An 18,935-nucleotide genomic window follows, 5' to 3' on the forward strand; every position below is an offset into this window, starting at 1 on the left:
TTCACAAGCGTACAAATAAAAGCGGGACGGAGAGATTAGCGTGGTGACGTCGTCACTTTGGAAGAATCGGTCGTTTGTCAAGCTGTGGCTGGCGCAGCTGACTGCCAATATCGGCGATCAGTGCTATAGCTTTGCTTTGCTGTGGTATCTCCTGCAAGCCACGCAATCCGGCACGGTGCTCAGCCTGCTTGCCATTCCGGAGATGACGGCCGGCTTGTTGTTTTACCTGGTCGGAGGCGTGCTGGCGGATCGGTATCATCCGCGTTCGCTCATGGTCGGAGCGGACCTGGCGCGGATCGCCGTCGCTGTACTGGTGGGCATCATGGCGGCCATGAGCGTAAAGCATTTCGCCTTCTTCCTCACCGCCCAATTTATGATCGGGGTCTTTTCCAGTCTGTTTCATCCTGCCCGGACAGTGGCTCTCAAGGCGATCGTCCCCGTCGAACAGCTCAGCCGCTCCAACGCGATTCTCGACACGACGTTTCGCACGGTTCGCATCGCGGCGCCCATGACGATCGGCGTAATCGCTTCTTGGATGCCGCTCTCCCATCTGTTTTTTATCAATGCCTTCGCCTACCTGCTCTCCGCCTGTTTCCTCTACACGCTGGGCAACATTCCGCGAAGCAGTCAAAGTATGGGCACAGGCCCGCTTCATTTCAGACAGTACGTGCGGGACATCGGCGCAGGCATCGGGGAGCTGCGCACCAACCGCCTGCTGTTTATCGTACTGTTATTCAGCAATATGGGCTTTCTCGTCTGGCAGGTATGCTGGAATGTCGGCTTCCCCTTTCTGGCGAACGGCATGCAGCAGGGGGACGGCAGCATGCTCGCGGTGCTGATCGGCTCCTACGGCGTCGGCAACCTGCTGGGCAGTCTGTTTATGGCCCGGTTTTCCTACCAGCGCCACCTGCTCGTCATCTTGTTCGGGTGGCTCATACAGGCGGCCGGTTTCCTCCTGCTCACTCTGGGTCTGGCACATCATTGGCTGGCTTTCCTGGCGGCGGGCATCGCCGGAGTGGGCGGCCCTTTGATCGGCATCCCGACGGTCACGGCCATCCAGACGAAGGCAGCAGATTCCCACACCGGCAAGGTATACGCCTTGAATATGCTGATGTTCACCTTGTTCAGCATGGGATCCAGCAGCATGGGCGCCGTGTGGCTGGGAAAATGGCCCGTCGAACAGCTCTTTTTTGTCAGCGGTTTGTTCCTCGCCATCATGAGCGCCGCCGGCTTCGCCATCGAGCGAAGGGCGCGGAGCGGTCAAGACCGGCAGCAGCCCCGCACTTTCTCCGCCTAGCATGTAAAAATCCCCCGTCTCTTCGCTGCTGCGGCGAAGAGGCGGGGGATTTTCTGTTATTCGCCGGACTAGTCCAGCAGGAGGACAGCATCTCCCTCCGTGACGCGGCCCCGGCTGACGATGGACGCATACACCCCAAAATGATTGTCATGCCGCTTCACACAGGTCTTCAATACGACAGGGTGGATCTCCCCGGTCTCGGGATCGATATTGACGTAATGGCAGCGCTCGCAGTGCTTGTTCACCTGGAGCGTGACATCGTTAATCTGGAGCTGTCTGCCCAGCCACTCGTCTTCAGCGAATGGACGGTCATCATCTAAGGCAATGATCAGATTGCCCCGAAAGCGTCTTGGATCGATGCTCTCCCATCCGATCAGGCGAGCCAGCTCGCGCAGCGAGGCATCCGTTACCAGCAGGATATGGTCCTCCCAGTTCTTGCCGCCCTCCCGGGGGGTGGACCGCAGCGGCGTAATCGGACGGCCGGCCGTGCGGGCGACATCCGCAAAAAGCTCCTCTTCCCAGCCGTATTCCGCTCCTGACGGGGCCGCAATTTGCACCTCAGGGTAGGCCTCTTCGCTCTCGCCAGCAAGCAGCCTGGCTGAGTACCGGAGCATAGCCGGGACGACATCGGCGCTCAAATACTTGCCATTGCGCGATTCATCCAAAAAAGCGTAGCTTCTGTCGCCGTACAGGCCATATCCGTCCACCAGGCTCGTCCGAAGCTGCTCGCCCCGCATCGCCTTGACCGGATGGCGGTAAATCTGGCCGACTGTCCCGATCCTCTTCATCCTCAATCCCTCACTTCTCTTTTTCTCTCTGAACATGCCGCGGCGGCTACCCGGTGATAAACGATTTGCGCACCCGGCTCCAAAACGTCATTTTTTTATAGCGGGCGAACTTCACTTTGCGGCTTCCCACCCGGCAGGTGATCGACCGCACATCCTGCCAGACTGCCTGCTCCCGATCCAGTCCGATCATAATCTCCGGATTCATCACGATGATTTCGACTTCGTGGTGGCAAGGCAGGACGAGCGAACTGTTCACCGTCCGGTACGCCTGATTGTTGATCGAGGCGATCTCGGACAGCTGGATGGCCTCGATCGACGGGTGCACCAATGCCCCGTTGACCGCTTTGTTGTACGCCGTGCTGCCGGAGGGGGACGAGACGATCAGGCCGTCGCCGCGAAACGTCTCGAACTCGTCTCCGTTGATATAGACACAGGCTACCAGGGTGGAGAGCGAGTTATTTCGAATCACCAACTCATTCAACGCCCATTTGTCATAGGTTTGTCCGTCTCTGGTATGGATCTGGCACTGTACGATCGGATATTCCGCCAGATACGGCTTGTTCTCCGCCATCAGCACCTCGACGAACGAATCCAGCTCGTCCGGATGCCAGTCGGCATAGAACCCCAGATGTCCCGTATGTATGCCCACATACGCAGGCTCAAAACCGTATTGGTGGACCGCCTCCAGGAGCGTCCCGTCACCTCCGATGGACAGGACCATATCCGGCTCCTCATCCGGGTGTTCCACAAAACGAAACGGGCTCCCCGGCCGGAGAAGCTTCTCCCGCAATTGCCGGCAGACCTCCCGTGTAAAGTCATCATTGCGCAGTACGGTAGCGATTCTCATGGTGCCTCCACCCTCACTTTTTTCGTTGGCAAATGGGGCTTCGCCAAGCCTTTTCTGCCGGCGAAGCCTTCTTTGCGCTAAAAGTAAAACAAAAGCCCCTGACGATCATGACTTTTGCGAGTTTTCACGGTTTCACTATAACACAGCAGCAAACCCGATGCATGTATCCAGCCCCTCACCATCGATCGGTCGGGTAGTGCCGCTGGCAAAACTCCTCAATTCGCCGGCTGGTAGCAGGGGTCATCTCCCGGGGCAGCCCATCCCAGGGGAAAAAGCGGTACTCAGCCACCTCTGGATCATTTGGCTCGTGCTGCTCCTGGCGAAAGTCATCTACGTGGAAAAGAGCAATATAGTCCCGCTTTCCTTCTCTCTCGCTGTAGTACAAATGGCAAAGCGTCATGGACCTGGCTTCGGCCCTGCACTCCTCCCACAGCTCCCGCCTGGCTGCATCCTGAAAGGACTCCCCCTTTTCCACGCCCCCGCCTGGCAGATACCAGCCCTTTACATAGGTATGGCGAACAAGCAGCACGCCTTTCTGCCGATCCGTCACGATCAAGCGGACTCCCAACGTCAGAGGCTTTCTGAGGCGCCAGTACCAGCTGATCAACGGATGATACCAGGCCATGCCCCATCCCCCCTATCCGTGAGACTTGCTTTCCATCTGCTACCATTTTACCTCACCTGCTCGCTCCATGCCATGCGGACAATCGCAACAAAATGCTCCTCCCTCCCTAAAAAACGGGCCCAAGCAAAATAAAACGGACCGCAGCAATGCATCCGGCCCGTTGGCTTTTTCCTTTTCTATTCAAACCTGATTTCCAGGTCCCGGACGATCGCCTCTGCCTTGCGGACCCAGTGGTCCTCCACCGCGTCATCCTTGTCCACCGGCTCCTGAAACTGGTTCATCACCGCCGAAGCGACAGCCGAGTAGTAGCCGATGTCTTCCTCCACGTCTCGTTGGTAGACGTGCTTCAGGACAAAAGGTGTCCCCATCTCCAGCCAGGCGTCGGCTGCGTCCAGCTCTCCCTCCTGTACCTGAACGGGGATGCGCAGATACACCATCCCCTGATCGTCCAGCTTTTTATCCAGATACCCTTGATCGTAATCCCAATTGGCCAGGGTAAAGCCGTCGGGCTCAAGTGCCTCGCGAAAATAGCCGTAAGTCCCCCTCGTGCCTGCCAGGCTGCTCTGAATGGTTTTCATCCAATCGCTTCCTTTCCGGTATTTGTGTCGTTAGTGTGCGACAAACCGGTGAGTTGTACTCACGGCGGCGGCGAACCCCGTCAGCTGAAAACATGAAGAAAGCCTCAAAACCGCTTGTTCGGCTGAGGCTGTTCCCATGTATGGTGGATGGGGGATCTATATCAGCGCAATCGACAATAGGGAAAAGAGCGCCAAAGGAATCACTTTTTTCCGGCAGCGGCGGCGACGGCGATACGGTATCACCCCGGAAGAAGACGACGACGAGCCGAAAGGATGAACGACCGGCGGCGGTGCCGGCGGCAGCGGTCTTACAGGCGGGTAGGGCGGGAACGGCGATACCTGCGGATAGGGTGCAACGGGCGGATAGGGCGAAACCGGCGGATAGGGCGAAACCGGTGGATAGGGCGAAACCGGTGGATAGGGCACGTACGGCATCGGGGGATAAGGCGCATAGTAGGGTGGATAAGGGCTGTAGCCGGGACTTTCCGTTTCAGCCGGACTTACCCTAGTGGGCGGCCTTCTGTCTGTCTCGAGCGGGCTAATCAGGGGCTGGCACGGAAAACAGTAGGCGTAGGGCTGCGGATAACCATAGGGAGGCGCGGTGCTTTCCGGAGAAACCGCCGTAAACGGGCTGCCTCCCGGATAGGGACGGGCGTTGGGCCCTGTCGCAAATGGACTTACCGTCGTAAACGGACTAACTCCCGGATTAGGACGGGCGTTCGGTCCTGTCGCAAACGGACTTACCGCTGTATAAGGCGGCTGCATATTGGGTGTGGCTGTGCCGTATGGACTGACAGCGCCGTACGGATTGTAGACGACGGGCGCCAGATCGAGCTCATCCTCCCAATCATCCACTTCTTCTTCAATCTCGACATAGACATTCTGGTCGTCCCAGTCGACGATTTCTCCCTCGTACACCTGGCCATCCACTGCTTCAATCCTGACTCTCTGCCGGGCGTGCTCCTGACAGACATTTTGCACGGTATGGCGGATATCTTTGATCATGCTGATCGCTTCCTCATCAACATGAAACAGTTCCTTGCGTGACTCTTCCATCGGAAGAACTCCTCCCCTCTCACGTTTCCTTATTACCATATACGACAGCCTATGGGGAGGTGTCTAAATTCGAGAGGGGACCAGCCTATTTTCACATCCTCCCGGTCATCTCTTATCGCTCGCCGCTAAAAAACGGGCTGGCGAAAAAGGAGCGAGCGGCCCGTCTTGTCCATCCACCAAATAATCGGACATGCTGACGGCGGTGACAGGAGACAGGAGTATGCCGTTGCGGAAATGGCCCCCTGCCACAAAGACCCCCTCCCACCCTGGAAGAGGCCCGAGCAGCGGGAGACCGTCCGCCGCAGCTGGACGCAGTCCCGCCCAGGCTTGCAAAAAGGCGGCGGATTGCAGCACGGGCACATAGGGGATCACCCCTTGCAGCACATGCGTCAATCCGTGCAGGGTTACCTCCCGCTGAAAGCCTGCTTCGTCTTCCGTGGCGCCGAGGACAATCTTGCCATCCCGCTTGGGCGTGATATAGCCGCCTGATCCAAAAATGACGGTCTGCAGGGGAACCCCGATGGAAGAGACGGCGGCCACCTGTCCTCGCACCGGCCTGACCAGCACAGATACCCCCAGCCAATCTGCGATCATGCCCGCCCAGGCTCCGGCTGTAATCACCGTATGGGCGGCGGGAATCATCCCCTGTGTCGTATGCACGCCGGTGACGCGGCTCCCTTCAGAGGCCATTCCGGCCACGGCGCAGCCCGAAAGCAGGCGGACCCCCTGCTGCCGGCAAGCCATGACGAGAGCCGAGAGGAGCATCCGATTGTTGATATGGCCCTCCCCCGGCGAATAGATCCCCGCCGTCACCCCTTCAGTGAGCAGCGGCTCCAGCTCCCGCAGCTCTTTACCGGTCATCCAGTGGACATCGTACCCGGCTTCCTTTTGCCACTCGTATTTTTGCCGCAGGGAGCGCTCTTCGTCTTCTGTCAATGCCACCGTCATAACGCCCGAGCGGCATAGCTGCACCTCGATTCCGGTCGTCTCCTCCAGTTCCTTAGCCCAGCCTGGATACAACTGCAGAGATTTCATCCCGAGATCAAGCAGCGGCCCCGGCTGAGAGAATTCCTTCAGCGGCGCCAGCATGCCTGCTGCAGCAGAGGAAGCCTGTCCTCCCCATTCTCCTTGCTCCACGACGGTTACCGCCATGCCTCGCTTCGACAGCTCATATGCCAGACTGAGTCCAATGATGCCTCCACCGATCAGTACGAAGTCGGTCATGTTCTCTCTCCTTCTCTCCACAGAAAAGCCCACCCTCTCCGGCAGGAAAAGGTGGGCACAACCAAGCATCCCATCGCATCGCCGGGACTCGCAGCTCCGGCGTGCAGCCACTTCCCTGCGCCAGCATGATCTGGATCAGGTGCAAAGGGTCGACGGTCGCAGCTTCCGTCCTCTCAGCCCAGCGTGATGGACTCCCCCAGTTACTTTTCGTTCTATTCTGTTCATGTTTCAGTATAGTCCTCCCTCCCGGTGCATGACAAGAAGGAGATCACGCCTAGTCTTCATCCTTCACATCATAGCTCTCCGGGATCGGCTCCTGCTTTTCCGCTTCCTCGAACGCGCGCAGCTTCTTCATCTGCTCCAGAAAATGCTGGAATTGATCCTTGTTGATGAGATACTCTTCTCCGTTGTGAACGGCTCGAATCCGTCCCTCGCGAATTTTTTCGAGAAGAAACGGCATTGGCAAATCCAGGTATTCAGCTGTCTCCGCTACGGTCAGATAGGTTTTTGTCGTTTCCATCGATTCTCGCTTCCAATTCCGCTTTTCGTTTTTCAAAGCCAGGCCGCCCGAGCAGGGCGAACATATTGGTCTTGTACGCTTCCACGCCAGGCTGGTCAAACGGGTTGACGCCCAAGAGGTAGCCGCTGATCGCACAAGCCTTTTCAAAAAAATAGATCAGCTCACCAAAATGATACGCTGTCATCCGCGGAATTTCCACTAGAAGATTGGGCACGCCGCCATCGGTATGTGCCAAAATCGCTCCCCGCAGGACACGGGCGCGGACGTATTCCATGCCTTTCCCGGCGAGGTACTGCAGGCCGTCCAGATTGTCGGGATCATCGGCAATCGTCACATCCACTTCCGATTTCTGGACCGACAGAACGGTTTCGAAGAGGTGACGCTGGCCGTCTTGCAGATATTGGCCGATGGAGTGAAGATCCGCCGAGTATTCGGCAGCGACGGGGAAGAGTCCCTTGCCCCCCTTGCCTTCGGACTCCGCAAACAACTGCTTCCACCACTCTCCAAAGAAGCGGAACCGGGGCTCGTAGCTGACCAGGATCTCGATCAGCTTCCCCTGGCGATAGAAGAGATTTCGAACCGCTGCGTACTGATAGCACGGATTTTGGTCCAGGTCGGGCGAGGCGAAGCGCTCCCTGGCGCAGGCCGCTCCCTGCAGCAGCTCGTCGATGTCGATCCCGCCGGCCGCCATGGGCAAAAGACCGACCGGCGTCAAAATGGAATAACGGCCGCCAACGTCATCCGGTATGACAAAACTGGCGTAGCCTTCACGGTCGGCAAGCTGCCGGAGCGCCCCCTTTTTCCGGTCCGTTGTCGCATAGATGCGCGTGCGCGCCTGCTCTTGCCCGTACTTTTTCACCATCCAGTCCCGAAACAGCCGAAATGCGATCGCCGGCTCCATGGTCGTCCCGGACTTGGAGACGACGTTCAGCGAGACATTTTTCCCCTCCAGCAGTTCCAGCAGATGAACCAGGTACACCGAGCTTACGTTGTTTCCGACAAAATAAATCTCGGGACCGCTTCTCCTGCCGGCAGGGAGCCGGTTGTTGAAGTGGTGACCGAGCATTTCCAGCGCAGCCTTCGCACCCAGATACGATCCTCCGATCCCGATCACGATCAGCACATCCGAATCAGCGCGGATCTTGTCCGCTGCCTGCCTGATCCGCTCCCGTTCGGGCTGACAGAGCTGAATCGGCAAATCGAGCCATCCGCGAAACTCACTCCCCGGCCCCGTCCCGAGGTGAAGCTGTGTATGTGCCCTGCACACTTCAGCAGCAAGCTGATCCCAGTCGTGCTGCGCAATGAATTCGCACGCATGGGAGTAGTCGAATCGAAGTGCCTGGTTCATGGCTCCCTCCCTGAGAATTCTTGCGTACTTCCTACCATCTTACGGATGGAGAGAAGCAAGAGTTCGGCCAAGGAAAGCCCACTTTTCCTGCTTTCGGTTCTACCTAATGCGTCTTCTCAAAAAGCAAAAGCAGCTGTTCAATCACATCGCTTGATTGAGCAGCTGCTTTTTCCCTTGCGAGCATAACCTGTCTCCGAGCAACGATCCAGCCTCCATGAGCGGGGGGCGATTTACGGCTGTTCATGACAAGGCGGGAGTATCCGTGACGAGCTTCAGGAGAAAGAAGAGCGTAATTCCGAAGCTGGCTACCACCCACCACAACAGTTTTCCCCCGGGTCTCCCCTCCTTGTAGATGCCAAGCAACCGCCAGGTACCCACCGCCACACAGATGACGCTGACAAAGAGCAGGATGGTCCCCACGGTGATTCCCCCTTTCCCCTTCTTCTAGGTATATGGGAAAAGGGCACTAAAAATCCCTGCTCAATTTTTCTTCTTGCCCAGCCGGGAGAGGATCCCCTTTCCCCGCTCCTTGATCGCCTCGTCCCTGACGTCCAGCTCCCGGCGCTTGAGCATGCCGTTTTTCGACGTATCCGGCCGCCCTTTCTCCCGGTTTTTCTCCTCTGTCATCAGCTGTATTTACCTCCGCCCTTTTTCTCATAATCCTCGAGCAGTTCGGCAAAGCTCTTGTTTCGTTCCCGCTCTTCCTGTTCGCGCTTTTTCTGCTCGGCTGCGGCTTGCAGAGCGCGTTCCTGCTCTTTTTTCATCGTCTGCTCCAACTGCTTCAGTTTGCCCAGCGCATTCTCGCTGAGCATCTCCTTGAGGTTGAGGCCTGTCTTTTCCGCAAGTCCCGCCTGCTCCTGCCGGGACTCTTGCGGCTTTTGCCTCCGCTGTTTTTTTGCCATGAGGGATTGCTCCTTTCCGCTGTTACCTATGATCGAATCGGCCTCATTGGGCCATACTATGTCCATGTGACAAAAGAGGAGGGCTGACCATGGTACGAAACAAAGCAAAAGATTTTGGGAAAACGGCCGAGATTCGCGGGCCGAAAGCCCAGTCAGAAGCTGTTCGTTCTGACGGCTCCATCAATAGTGAACCACAAGAGCGCCTAAAAGAAAACCGGTAACTCCAACAAGGAGGTCGCCTTCATGGATGAGAAGACGTCAAAAGAGCTGAAAGATATCTCGATCGACGGGACGCTGCCTCACCAGATCAGCGCTCCGGACTATAAAAATTCGTCCCGGGAGATTCAAAAGCCGTTTATTAACGAACATGGCGTAGTCATTGGAGACAGTTACTACAGCTCCGCCAATTCCCCGCTGCAACAATGGGATACCGACACCGATCCAGCGGAGATGGCCGGGGATGAGTGGGTGCACCCGACCAATGACATCGGCTGGAACAGCACCGAAAACAAAGAGCTCCTGGAGGATATTCAGCCAAAAGGGCAGTTTATGCACCCGACCCTCGACGTGAGCAAGGGCAGAGACTAATGAAGATGCCAAGCAGACCGATTTCCAGACGCCGCTTCCCGTAAGCGGCGTTTTTCATGTGGTCGGGCGGTGCAGGAGTGCGGCTGTGAGCTGTCCAGAGATTAGATTCACGGCCGCGGTTCCAAAGCGTGGCCACGGGCTTTCCGGGGATTCGCGGCCGCAGACGCGGGCAGACGCGGGCAGACGCGGGCAGTCGCGAAAGACGCAGCGGCCGCTTTCTCTAGCGGGCCTCGAGAAAGGACATCTTGTGGTACACTAGAGACAGAGATCAGGAAGTGTACGAGAGGAGACAGTCATGAGTATCCAACTGCGAATCGAACCGGCCTTCGCACGGGCCTACCAGCGCTACGCGGACTTTCGCCCCGGCGACACGCTCCGGCTGTATGTGCGGACGGGCGGACCGGGCACAGGCGGACTTTTCTACGCGATTGAGAAGGATGAGCGGGAAGAGGGCGACGCTGTATTTGAAGTAGAGGGGATGCGCTTCATCATCCGCCCGAGCGACTTCTGGTACTTCGATGGAGGCGAACTCCGTTTTGATCAGCGGTACGGGGAATACGGCTTTTCCTTTGCCAATCCGCGGCTCCTGGGAGAGTGAGGAAACTTTCCCCGCTGCCGTCCGTAAGTAAAGTAGGACTGCAATTGATTTTCGTACAGGAGGAAACAGCATGAACAAAACCAGGTCAGCCTTGCTGGCCATCGGCGCTTTTCTCTTGACTAATGCAAAATGGCTCGTCAGCCTGCTGAAGTTCTCCAAATTCGGCACGACCCTGCTGTCCATGGTCGTCAGCCTGGGAGCTTACGCCATGCTGTACGGCTGGAAATTCGCAATCGCCCTGGTCTACCTCATCTTTGTCCACGAGATGGGCCATGTCATCGCCGCCAAACAAAAAGGAATTGCCACTTCACCGGCCGTCTTTATCCCGTTTGCCGGTGCTTTTATCGCGATGAAGGACCATCCGCGAGATGCCCGCACCGAGGCGTATCTGGCCTACGGCGGACCGCTGGCGGGCTTGCTCTCCTTTCTCCCGGCCCTGCCCTTGTACTGGTGGACCCACGATCCGTTTTGGGCGCTGGTCATCTATCTGGGAGCCTTGATCAACCTGTTCAACCTGCTGCCGATCTCGCCGCTGGACGGCGGGAGAATCGTCTCTGTTTTGTCTACCAAAATTTGGTTGATCGGACTGATTGTACTGGGCGTCATGCTCTTTGCCAATCCCGGCCCGATTATGGTCTTTATCTTCATTATCGGTCTCATCACCTGGTGGAATCGCGCTCGCGAAGGCTATCAGAAGCAAGTGCTGGAGTACGAACGGGAGAAGCTGACGGATTTCCTGCAGGAGGTCCACAGCTGGCCGCAACTGGAGAGTACCTTGGGCAAGCGGGAGGAGCTCTACGCAAAGCAGCTCCACGCCAAAGCCCGCAAAGCTCCGGAGGGATACGCGCTGCCCTTTTTGCAGGACGAAAAGCGGCTCGAAAAGGAGCGCGTGCGACTGGATAAATTCACCGCCGAACGGACTTGGGAGCTGTTCCACCAGTGGGAGCGGGAGACGGTCGTCTTCATCGACGGCGATCCCTTCCGCCCGGCACCGTCCCGTCTGCTGACGGAAGCGGAGAAAACAGCCCGCGACCGCCTGGCGGAGCTCGACGAGAATCTGCACCGCATGAACACGTACTACGTCGCCGCGGCCTCAACCAAGTGGAAGGTCCTGGCCGCCTATCTCGGTCTGGCCGGTCTTGTCCGGCTTTTTCGTGTATGGGCAAACCCTCCTCCAGACTGTCTAGCCCATCAAGATGTCCGTGCTGCGTCCGGTTTCCCGGGCGCTTTTTTTTTCGGTTTTCAAGCGCTTTGCCCTCTGTGGCCCCTCCAGCGGGCAAAAACGTGTGAGCCGGATACCAGATGTCCGTTTTTTCGGGTGGAATGGGGCGCAGCAGGTCGGAATGAACCAAAATCGACTTTGAGCAACGAATAAAGAAAGGGTATGATGGGAGTATCATACAAATTGATCCAGAGAGAGGATGACTTTTTGCTTGGACAGTATTCCGATAGTGCTTAACCTGCTTTTTGTGCTGTTTCTCGTTGTATTGAATGGCTTTTTCGTCGCAGCCGAATTCGCGCTCGTAAAGGTGCGGCAGACACGCCTGACGCAGATGGTCAATGAGGGGAACAAACGGGCCGCCTTCGCCCAGAAAGTGACGCAGAAACTGGACGCGTACCTGTCTGCCTGCCAGGTCGGGATTACGCTGGCGTCGCTTGGACTCGGTTGGGTCGGGGAACCGGTCATCGCCGAGATGATCGTGAAGCCGCTGCTGGGTTCGTTCCACCTGCCTGATTACCTGCTGTCGACGATTTCCTTCGGGATCGCCTTTACGATCATCACCTTCCTGCATATCGTGCTGGGCGAGCTGGCGCCCAAATCGCTCGCCATTCAAAAAGCGGAAACCACATCCCTGTGGGTGGCGGCACCATTGATGTTCTTTTATAAATTGCTGTATCCGGCGATCTACGTATTGAACGGGAGCGCCAACCGGATGCTCAAATGGTTCGGCCTGGAGCCGGTGTCCGAGCATGAAGCGGCTCATACGGAAGAAGAGATCCGCTTACTCGTCAACCAGAGCCACCAGAGCGGCCATATTGACCAGACTGAACTTTCGCTCGTGGAACATGTTTTTGACTTTTCCGAAACGGTCGCCCGGGAGATTATGATCCCCCGCATCGACATGATTTGTTTATATACAACCAACAGCTTTGAGGAAAATCTGGCGATTGTCAGCTCGCAGCGCCACACTCGTTTTCCCGTGGCCACAGGCGACAAGGACAATCTGATCGGCTTCGTCCACGCGACCGACTTTTACCTGTCGGCCCTGGACAAGCAAAACACCAAGCTGGAGGAGATCCTCCGTCCGCTCCTGACTGTGCCGGAATCGATGGAGATCAGCCACGTGCTGCGGCTGATGCAGAAAAAGCGCTCGCAAATCGCGATCGTCATCGACGAGTACGGCGGTACGGCGGGACTCTTGACGATGGAAGACATCCTGGAAGAGATCGTCGGAGACATTCAGGATGAGTTCGACACCCATGAGCGGCCTGAGCTGGAGAAGCTGGAGAACGGTTTGTCGGTGGCCGGGAAAATGCTGCTGACCGAGCTGAATGACCACTTGCCGTTTGAACTGGTTTCCGACGAGGTGGATACGGTGGGGGGCTGGCTGTACAGTCAGCTGGAAGAGGAGATCGCCGTAGGCGCTTCGGTGGAGATCGAGGACCATCTGTTCACCATCGCCGCGATGGATAACCACCGCGTCACGCGGATCACGATCAAAAAGCTGAACCGCCAACCGGCCGAGCCGGCAGAAGCGCAATTGAGCGCAGTGTAACATAGAGGCAAAAAGTGAAAAAGCCGATACCCGGTGAGGTGTCGGCTTTTTTGTTCAGCTTTGCTTTTCCATGGCCAATTTTAAGCCGAAGCCAATCAGCACAAGTCCCGTTGCCTTGTCCATCATACCCTGCACTTTTGGAGACATGAGCCAGACACGCAAGTAGTTGATAAAAAATACATAGACGATGAACCAGATGATCGAGAGTGCCGTGTAAATCGCTCCCATCATGACCAGTTGCACAGCCGTATCGGTGCCGGTCTTTACAAATTGTATTTTGCCGCTTCGCGGTCAGCGGCGAATGCTCCGTGCCCAGCAAGTGGGAATTCATGAGCGTGAGCCGTACCGTCTTACCTCTTTTGCGTGGATGGTTGTTGGCCAGCATACATCTCCACCCCCCTCTCCAGAAAAACGTTTCAGGTATCGAGAAGCGCCTTGTTCGTCACGGTAAACTGCTCCAGGAGCGGATCGTAGTCGCCCTCCGCAATCTGCAGCCGCGTGACGATATGAAACGAGGCCACATATGTCTTGGCGATGGGAATGGCGATGATATATTCATATTCGCCAAACACGCCCTGTTGCCCTTTGCAGCCTATCACCGCTTGATTGGATAAAAAGGCGGCGACCATCCAGCTCTGGTTAGGCGGGTAGAGGTCATTGTGATCCAGCCGAAAACGGTGATCGCCGTCCACATCCCGCGCGTACCCGATCTGCACCAACGCGCGGCTTGACAAAAAATGCCCGGTTCGGTCCCAGTTTGCCAATGGCGAGGCCCAGTTCGAACAGGACGTTGTCCCGGGCGGTGACCCACTCTTCTCCGCGAAGCTGGAGCTGGTCCTGATCCGTAGCGCACATCTTCTTTCTATCTATATGAACAGACCATCCATTTTCATCCAATAAAAAAATTGGAGCCTTGCCATTTTTGCGAAGCTCTCGCTGCCGAGTGAGCAAAAAAACCTCCGCCGCAAAACGAGCGGCAGAGGTTTGAGAAGCTTTCCTTAAAACATTAAAACACCAGGAATCCGAGGCTGATAATGGCTCCCGTGACAAGCAGCATCATCAGACAGTAGCCCATGATATCGCGTGCGCCGAGACCTGCCAGTGCCAGCACAGGCAGCGCCCAGAACGGCTGAATCAGGTTAGTCCACGCATCTCCCCAGGCAATCGCCATAGCCACCTTGGCATGGGAGACGCCCAGCTCTGTTGCGACCGGCAGCATGATCGGCCCTTGGACAGCCCACTGTCCGCCGCCGGACGGGATGAAGATATTCAGAAGTCCCGCGCTCCAGAACGTAAACAGCGGAAATGTGGTCGGCGTAGAAATGCTGATGAACCACTGCGAGATGCTGGCAGCCAGACCCGATGCCGTCATCATGCCGATGATGCCGGCGTAGAACGGAAACTGCACCACGATTCCGGTCGTCGTCTTGATTGCATCTCCCATCGCGTCGAGGAACTTACGCGGCGTACCATGCAGGAAAATGCCCAGGAACAAAAACGCCAGGCTCACGATGTCGAGATTCAGCTTGAAGCCTTTGTCCACAAAATAAGCAATCAGATAGACAAAACCGATGGCAGAGATCAGGTAAGAGATGACGCGGCTGTTTTCCATTTTCACAGCCGGACTGTCCGGGTCTCCGGTTGGAGCCGCTGCTGCCGCTGTTTCCTCGTGATCGTAATCCGCAGCGTGATACACGATTCGATCTTTCTCAGCCGGCAGCATCATGCGGTTCACCAGCGGCAAGATCACCATGATGGCGACGATGATCGTCAGGTTCATCGGCGAAAACATGGTTTCCGATGTCGGAATGATCCCAATGACGTCCTGCAGGCTGTGTTTTTCGGTAGCGATGGTGAGCGGAACCGATCCTGCCAGACCGCCGTGCCAGACGACAAAACCGCCGTACGCGCTGGCAACCAGCAGGCGATAGTCCACTTTTTCCACCCGTCTGGCAATTTCACGGGCGAGCAGGGCGCTGATAACCAGTCCAAATCCCCAGTTAATCCAGTTGGCTACACAGGAGACCAATGTAGTCAGGACGATGGCCCGTCCAGGCGTGTGGGCGATCGAAGCGACAGCTCTCAGTCCCTTTTTGCAGACCTCCGTCGCCGCCAGGGTATGACCGGTGACCAGGATCAGCACCATCTGCATGGTGAAGCTGAGCAGTCCCCAGAATCCATTCCCCCAGAAATTGACCATTTCCAGCGGGGTTTTTCCGTTCACGACCATACCGGCCACAAACACGATAAAGGTAAGAATGACGGCAAATAAAAAGGCGTCAGGCAAATAACGCTGCACCAACCGAACAGACGCGTTGGTTAAGGCTTGAAACACAAGGCATTCCCCTTTCACGAAAATAAGATGACTTCCGTTTATTCAGAGAATGCAAAAGACATGCCAATGATTGCCGGATTCAGGAACCCCTCTCTTGTATGCGCTTTCATACGCCCGCTGCTGCCTCGGTGACTACTTTTTGCGCACTTCGACACCGTTTTGTGCATCGTCGCCTGCCAGTCCGTACATCTCCAGCTTGTAGAGCAGCGCACGACGAGAGATGCCTAGCCGCTTGGCCGTCTGCAGCCGGTTCCCTTTCTCCTTCTGCAGCGCTCTGGCTATCGCTTCCCGCTCTACCTCCTGAACGAGCTCGCGCATCGTCCGGTCCTCCCACTGCAGCAGCTGGCCGATGCCGGATGCCTCCGTCTGCTCCGACTCCTGGAGATAGGCCTCTACATGCTCGGGCAGGATCGCCGAGCCGCCGGCGATCACCAGCGCGCGCTCGATAGTGTTCTCCAATTGCCGGACATTGCCCGGCCAGTGGTACGAGCGCAACACCTCCATCGCCGCCGGAGACAGATGACAGGGCTCCTTGCCCAGTTCCCGTCCGAATTTGGCTACAAAATGCGCAGCCAAGAGCGGAATATCTTCTCTTCTCTCTCTGAGCGGCGGCATGTAGATCGGCACGACGTTCAGCCGATAGTACAGATCCTCGCGAAACAGCCCCTGGCGGATGCGCTCCTGCAAATCGCGGTTGGTCGCCGCGATGATGCGCACATCCACCGAGATCGATTCGACGCCGCCCACCCGGACAAAGGTGCGCTCCTGCAAGACGCGGAGCAGCTTGACCTGCAGGCTGGGCGGGAGCTCGCCGATTTCATCGAGGAACAGCGTCCCGCCGTCCGCCAGCTCCACCAGCCCCGGCTTTCGTCCGGCTGCCCCGGTGAAAGCCCCCCGCTCGTAGCCGAACAGCTCGCTCTCCAGCAAATTTTCCGGGATGGCCCCGCAGTTTACGGTGATCATCGGAGAAGCCGCTCGGGGGCTGTTGTTGTGAATCGCTTTGGCGATCAGCTCCTTGCCCGTGCCGCTCTCTCCCTGGATCAGCACTGTGGCCTTGGTCATGCTAACCCGCCCGACCATCTTGTACACTTCCTGCATGGCTGGGCTCAGTCCCACGAGACCCGGACTCTCCCATGTCTCTTCCGCCGCTTGCTCCCGGAGCATGCGATTGGCCCGGTCGCTCTCGCGCTGCCTCAAAGCCTGGGCCACCACTTCTTTGACCCGGGCCAGGTCAAACGGCTTTTGCACGTAATCAAAGGCGCCCAGCTTGATCGCCTCCATCACGTCTTTGGCTGAGCCATAGGCCGTCATCATCACGACGCTGGGCCTCTCCTCTTCCCGCAAATTCATCTCCCGCAGCCGCCGCAGCGTCTCCATGCCGTCCAGCTCCGGCATACGGAGGTCAAGCAGCATCACTTCGGGCTGAAATTCTGCCAGAAGCGCCAACGCTTCGCTCCCGCCGGACGCTTCCCTTGTTTCATATCCTACCTTGCGCAGCGCTGTCGTCAGTGCTTTCCGGACATTGAGCTCATCGTCGACCAGCAGCACTCTCTGTTTCATGCTCTTCCTTCCTCCTTCTGTGCAGGCAAGACGACCGTAAACTGAACCCCCATCTCTACGTTGCGGGCCGTGATGTACCCGCCGTAGGCTTGGACGATGCGCTGCGAGATGGCCAGTCCCAGTCCGGTTCCTGATTGCTTGGTGGTAAAAAACGGCTCAAACACCGCCAGCAAATGCTCCTCCGCGATGGAGGACCCTTCATTGGTAATGGATATGTAGACACATGAATCTTCCACGCTCGTTTCGACGAGCAGCTTGCCTCCCTCCTGCATCGCCTGCAGGGCATTGATCAGGATGTTGAGGAAGACTTGCTTGAGCAGCTTCGGCGAGGCGAGCACGTACGCGAGATGATCCCGGTACACCTTTTCCAGCCGGACTCCTTGGCGGACAGCCGTCCGTTCGACCAACAGCAGGGTCTGATCGAGCACCTCGCCGATCTGGGCGGAAACATGCTTCTCTTCGTTCGGACTGGAAAAGAGGAGCAGTTCGTCGGCAAACCGGTTCAGCCGCTCCACCTCTCCCACGATAATGCCAGTATACTCCCGGCTGTCATGGTCCGCAGGCAAATCCTCCTCGATAATTTGCGCAAAGGCCTTGATGGAAGTGAGCGGATTGCGCACCTCATGGGCGATGCTGGCAGCCAGCTCCCCGATGACGGCCAGCCGCTTGGCCTGGGCCAAACTGTTCTCCATCCGCTTCCATTCCGTGCGGTCGTCCATTACGATAATGGCGCCCAGCACCTCGTTCATTGGACTGCGCCAGATAAACGTGCCGATTTTGACATAGAGCCTGGGCCCCTTGGGGGAATGCGGACTCCACTCCTCGTCTTTCGTCGTTTTTCCCATCGTCAGCGCGTCCGAGAGCGCTTTCAAAAGAGCGGCTTCGCCTTTGAACAACTCCCGATAATCGCGGCCCATGGCCTGCTCCAGCCCGATGCCGGTGATGCGGCTCGCTGCTTCGTTCCAGGCGGTGATGCAGCCGCTGTGATCCAGCGCGATCACGCCGCTCTCCATGCTGTGAATGATCGTCTCCGTATGGCTCCGGCTGGCTTGCAAATCGCTGGCCATCTTGTTGATCGCCTCGACGATTTCGCCCGGCTCGCCCTCTCTCGGCTTCATCCGGGCAGACAGGTCCAGACTGATGCGCCGCAGCCCCTCTTTGATTTCGATCAGGATGATCTCCAGCCGGTGAACCATCAGGCCGCTGGCTACGGCGGCCACCACGCAGCCGATCCCGACGATGGAGTAGATGCCCTGCCGCATCCCGGCCAGTTGGATGTCGATGCTCTCCATCAGCTCATTGGCCCAGGCGTAGCCGATGACCTCGCCGTTTCTCTCGATCGGAGACATCGCATTCATGATGTCTCCCCGCACCTGCGGACCGATCACGACATCGGACTTCGCCTGGCTCATCACCTGCCTGCCCGGATGGTTGGGCGCGATCGGCGTGCCCACATGCTGGGCCATCTCCCGGCTGGGTCCATAGGTCAGAATCGCATCCAGCTCTTTGGAGTAGTACCCCACCCCGATTCCCGGATGCGCTTGGGCGATCTGATCGGTCAACTGCTCCAGGCTCCCGTTCAGCCCTTCGATTTTCTGCAGACGCGGAGCGTTTTGCAGTCCCTGTTCGCGAAGAATGGTGTCAAAATCTTTCAACAGGGCCAGGTCCATCTGTCTGGTGATGGCGACCAGCTTTTTTTCCTTTTCCTCCAACAGTGCCTGCTCGGCCGCTTTCAGCAGCACGATGCCGGTGACGATGATCGGGAGCACGGTGACCGCGATGACCGACAGGATGAAACGGATGCGGTATACGTAAGACCTCACAAAACTTCCCGTCCCTCTCTTTTTCTCTCTCTTTATGCTATTCTATCATACAGAAGTTTCTGATCAGGA

Annotated in this window: 22 protein-coding genes, 1 pseudogene and 1 riboswitch; of the genes and pseudogenes, 6 read left to right on the top strand and 17 right to left on the bottom strand. The window is 57.3% G+C overall.

Annotated elements, in window-relative coordinates:
* The first annotated feature begins 34 nt into the window (after positions 1 to 34).
* Complete coding sequence (locus JD108_RS18735) at positions 35 to 1,297, top strand: MFS transporter (protein WP_198830181.1); 1,263 nt, start codon at positions 35 to 37, stop codon at positions 1,295 to 1,297.
* 68 nt (positions 1,298 to 1,365) lie between these two features.
* Here JD108_RS18735 and JD108_RS18740 read toward each other — a convergent pair whose 3' ends face one another.
* The 11 genes from JD108_RS18740 to JD108_RS18790 form a co-directional block, all read right to left on the bottom strand.
* Complete coding sequence (locus JD108_RS18740; protein WP_198827472.1) at positions 1,366 to 2,085, bottom strand: MOSC domain-containing protein; 720 nt, start codon at positions 2,083 to 2,085, stop codon at positions 1,366 to 1,368.
* A gap of 46 nt (positions 2,086 to 2,131) precedes the next feature.
* The gene (locus JD108_RS18745) at positions 2,132 to 2,932 is read right to left on the bottom strand and encodes an NAD kinase (protein ID WP_198827473.1); all 801 of its coding nucleotides are present in this window, start codon (positions 2,930 to 2,932) and stop codon (positions 2,132 to 2,134) included.
* Positions 2,933 to 3,107: 175 nt separating this feature from the next.
* Entirely contained in the window at positions 3,108 to 3,557 is a 450-nt protein-coding gene (locus tag JD108_RS18750; protein ID WP_198827474.1) for an NUDIX domain-containing protein, read from the bottom strand.
* A 176-nt stretch (positions 3,558 to 3,733) separates the two neighbouring features.
* Positions 3,734 to 4,135 carry a YugN family protein gene (locus JD108_RS18755; protein WP_198827475.1) on the bottom strand — a complete coding sequence of 134 codons (402 nt, stop codon included), beginning with the start codon at positions 4,133 to 4,135 and terminating at the stop codon, positions 3,734 to 3,736.
* Positions 4,136 to 4,291: 156 nt separating this feature from the next.
* Positions 4,292 to 5,191 (bottom strand): hypothetical protein, encoded by a 900-nt coding sequence (locus JD108_RS18760; protein WP_198827476.1) that lies wholly within the window; start codon positions 5,189 to 5,191, stop codon positions 4,292 to 4,294.
* A gap of 105 nt (positions 5,192 to 5,296) precedes the next feature.
* Positions 5,297 to 6,415 (bottom strand): glycine oxidase ThiO, encoded by a 1,119-nt coding sequence (gene thiO / locus JD108_RS18765; RefSeq protein WP_198827477.1) that lies wholly within the window; start codon positions 6,413 to 6,415, stop codon positions 5,297 to 5,299.
* A 95-nt stretch (positions 6,416 to 6,510) separates the two neighbouring features.
* Positions 6,511 to 6,623, bottom strand: a riboswitch (TPP riboswitch).
* A gap of 66 nt (positions 6,624 to 6,689) precedes the next feature.
* Positions 6,690 to 6,935: an excisionase family DNA-binding protein gene (locus JD108_RS18770; protein ID WP_198827478.1), complete on the bottom strand. Its 246-nt coding sequence runs from the start codon at positions 6,933 to 6,935 to the stop codon at positions 6,690 to 6,692.
* Positions 6,892 to 8,283 (bottom strand): glucose-6-phosphate isomerase, encoded by a 1,392-nt coding sequence (locus JD108_RS18775; protein WP_198827479.1) that lies wholly within the window; start codon positions 8,281 to 8,283, stop codon positions 6,892 to 6,894. The genes JD108_RS18770 and JD108_RS18775 overlap by 44 nt, the downstream gene beginning before the upstream one ends.
* 240 nt (positions 8,284 to 8,523) lie before the next feature.
* Positions 8,524 to 8,703: a hypothetical protein gene (locus JD108_RS18780; RefSeq protein WP_198827480.1), complete on the bottom strand. Its 180-nt coding sequence runs from the start codon at positions 8,701 to 8,703 to the stop codon at positions 8,524 to 8,526.
* A gap of 60 nt (positions 8,704 to 8,763) precedes the next feature.
* Positions 8,764 to 8,910, bottom strand: a complete 147-nt coding sequence (locus tag JD108_RS18785; RefSeq protein ID WP_198827481.1) for a hypothetical protein — start codon at positions 8,908 to 8,910, stop codon at positions 8,764 to 8,766.
* Positions 8,910 to 9,185, bottom strand: coding sequence for a YqkE family protein (locus JD108_RS18790; RefSeq protein WP_198827482.1), 276 nt, complete (start codon positions 9,183 to 9,185; stop codon positions 8,910 to 8,912). Before JD108_RS18790 ends, JD108_RS18785 begins: the two co-directional genes overlap by 1 nt.
* Positions 9,186 to 9,274: 89 nt before the next feature.
* On the opposite strand from JD108_RS18790, the gene sspK reads away from it, so the two are divergent.
* The 5 genes from sspK to JD108_RS18815 all read left to right on the top strand — a co-directional run bounded on the left by sspK (position 9,275) and on the right by JD108_RS18815 (position 13,148).
* Positions 9,275 to 9,406 carry a small acid-soluble spore protein K gene (gene sspK / locus JD108_RS18795; RefSeq protein ID WP_003391014.1) on the top strand — a complete coding sequence of 44 codons (132 nt, stop codon included), beginning with the start codon at positions 9,275 to 9,277 and terminating at the stop codon, positions 9,404 to 9,406.
* Between the two features lie 22 nt (positions 9,407 to 9,428).
* The gene (locus JD108_RS18800) at positions 9,429 to 9,773 is read left to right on the top strand and encodes a DUF3905 domain-containing protein (RefSeq protein WP_198827483.1); all 345 of its coding nucleotides are present in this window, start codon (positions 9,429 to 9,431) and stop codon (positions 9,771 to 9,773) included.
* A gap of 295 nt (positions 9,774 to 10,068) precedes the next feature.
* Positions 10,069 to 10,371: an iron-sulfur cluster biosynthesis family protein gene (locus JD108_RS18805; protein WP_198827484.1), complete on the top strand. Its 303-nt coding sequence runs from the start codon at positions 10,069 to 10,071 to the stop codon at positions 10,369 to 10,371.
* 70 nt (positions 10,372 to 10,441) lie between these two features.
* On the top strand, positions 10,442 to 11,746 hold the full coding sequence (locus JD108_RS18810; RefSeq protein WP_198827485.1) for a site-2 protease family protein: 1,305 nt from the start codon (positions 10,442 to 10,444) through the stop codon (positions 11,744 to 11,746).
* Between the two features lie 58 nt (positions 11,747 to 11,804).
* On the top strand, positions 11,805 to 13,148 hold the full coding sequence (locus JD108_RS18815) for a hemolysin family protein (protein ID WP_198827486.1): 1,344 nt from the start codon (positions 11,805 to 11,807) through the stop codon (positions 13,146 to 13,148).
* Positions 13,149 to 13,202: 54 nt separating this feature from the next.
* On the opposite strand, the gene JD108_RS18820 is transcribed toward JD108_RS18815, so the two are convergent.
* From JD108_RS18820 to atoS, 6 genes and pseudogenes are all read right to left on the bottom strand, one after another.
* Entirely contained in the window at positions 13,203 to 13,424 is a 222-nt protein-coding gene (locus JD108_RS18820) for a LysE family translocator (protein WP_228728447.1), read from the bottom strand.
* Positions 13,425 to 13,564: 140 nt separating this feature from the next.
* Complete coding sequence (locus tag JD108_RS18825; protein WP_228728207.1) at positions 13,565 to 13,912, bottom strand: hypothetical protein; 348 nt, start codon at positions 13,910 to 13,912, stop codon at positions 13,565 to 13,567.
* 19 nt (positions 13,913 to 13,931) lie between these two features.
* Positions 13,932 to 14,003, bottom strand: a pseudogene (locus JD108_RS22875) (hypothetical protein); the annotation flags it as partial.
* Positions 14,004 to 14,154: 151 nt separating this feature from the next.
* Complete coding sequence (locus JD108_RS18835) at positions 14,155 to 15,483, bottom strand: short-chain fatty acid transporter (protein WP_198827489.1); 1,329 nt, start codon at positions 15,481 to 15,483, stop codon at positions 14,155 to 14,157.
* A 132-nt stretch (positions 15,484 to 15,615) separates the two neighbouring features.
* Positions 15,616 to 17,043, bottom strand: a complete 1,428-nt coding sequence (locus JD108_RS18840; RefSeq protein WP_198827490.1) for a sigma-54-dependent transcriptional regulator — start codon at positions 17,041 to 17,043, stop codon at positions 15,616 to 15,618.
* Positions 17,040 to 18,866, bottom strand: a complete 1,827-nt coding sequence (gene atoS, locus JD108_RS18845) for a two-component system sensor histidine kinase AtoS (protein WP_198827491.1) — start codon at positions 18,864 to 18,866, stop codon at positions 17,040 to 17,042. Before atoS ends, JD108_RS18840 begins: the two co-directional genes overlap by 4 nt.
* Between the last annotated feature and the right edge of the window lie 69 nt (positions 18,867 to 18,935).

The organism is Brevibacillus composti (assembly GCF_016406105.1).
In the GTDB taxonomy this organism is placed as follows: domain Bacteria; phylum Bacillota; class Bacilli; order Brevibacillales; family Brevibacillaceae; genus Brevibacillus; species Brevibacillus composti.

What these genes read in the sequence shown, in the direction of transcription:
- JD108_RS18740 (WP_198827472.1), bottom strand. Translation starts at nt 2,085, where the DNA reads ATGAAGAGGATCGGGACAGTCGGCCAGATTTACCGCCATCCGGTCAAG.
- JD108_RS18745 (WP_198827473.1), bottom strand. Translation starts at nt 2,932, where the DNA reads ATGAGAATCGCTACCGTACTGCGCAATGATGACTTTACACGGGAGGTC.
- JD108_RS18750 (WP_198827474.1), bottom strand. Translation starts at nt 3,557, where the DNA reads ATGGCCTGGTATCATCCGTTGATCAGCTGGTACTGGCGCCTCAGAAAG.
- JD108_RS18755 (WP_198827475.1), bottom strand. Translation starts at nt 4,135, where the DNA reads ATGAAAACCATTCAGAGCAGCCTGGCAGGCACGAGGGGGACTTACGGC.
- JD108_RS18760 (WP_198827476.1), bottom strand. Translation starts at nt 5,191, where the DNA reads ATGGAAGAGTCACGCAAGGAACTGTTTCATGTTGATGAGGAAGCGATC.
- thiO (WP_198827477.1), bottom strand. Translation starts at nt 6,415, where the DNA reads ATGACCGACTTCGTACTGATCGGTGGAGGCATCATTGGACTCAGTCTG.
- JD108_RS18770 (WP_198827478.1), bottom strand. Translation starts at nt 6,935, where the DNA reads ATGGAAACGACAAAAACCTATCTGACCGTAGCGGAGACAGCTGAATAC.
- JD108_RS18775 (WP_198827479.1), bottom strand. Translation starts at nt 8,283, where the DNA reads ATGAACCAGGCACTTCGATTCGACTACTCCCATGCGTGCGAATTCATT.
- JD108_RS18785 (WP_198827481.1), bottom strand. Translation starts at nt 8,910, where the DNA reads ATGACAGAGGAGAAAAACCGGGAGAAAGGGCGGCCGGATACGTCGAAA.
- JD108_RS18790 (WP_198827482.1), bottom strand. Translation starts at nt 9,185, where the DNA reads ATGGCAAAAAAACAGCGGAGGCAAAAGCCGCAAGAGTCCCGGCAGGAG.
- sspK (WP_003391014.1), top strand. Translation starts at nt 9,275, where the DNA reads ATGGTACGAAACAAAGCAAAAGATTTTGGGAAAACGGCCGAGATTCGC.
- JD108_RS18800 (WP_198827483.1), top strand. Translation starts at nt 9,429, where the DNA reads ATGGATGAGAAGACGTCAAAAGAGCTGAAAGATATCTCGATCGACGGG.
- JD108_RS18805 (WP_198827484.1), top strand. Translation starts at nt 10,069, where the DNA reads ATGAGTATCCAACTGCGAATCGAACCGGCCTTCGCACGGGCCTACCAG.
- JD108_RS18810 (WP_198827485.1), top strand. Translation starts at nt 10,442, where the DNA reads ATGAACAAAACCAGGTCAGCCTTGCTGGCCATCGGCGCTTTTCTCTTG.
- JD108_RS18840 (WP_198827490.1), bottom strand. Translation starts at nt 17,043, where the DNA reads ATGAAACAGAGAGTGCTGCTGGTCGACGATGAGCTCAATGTCCGGAAA.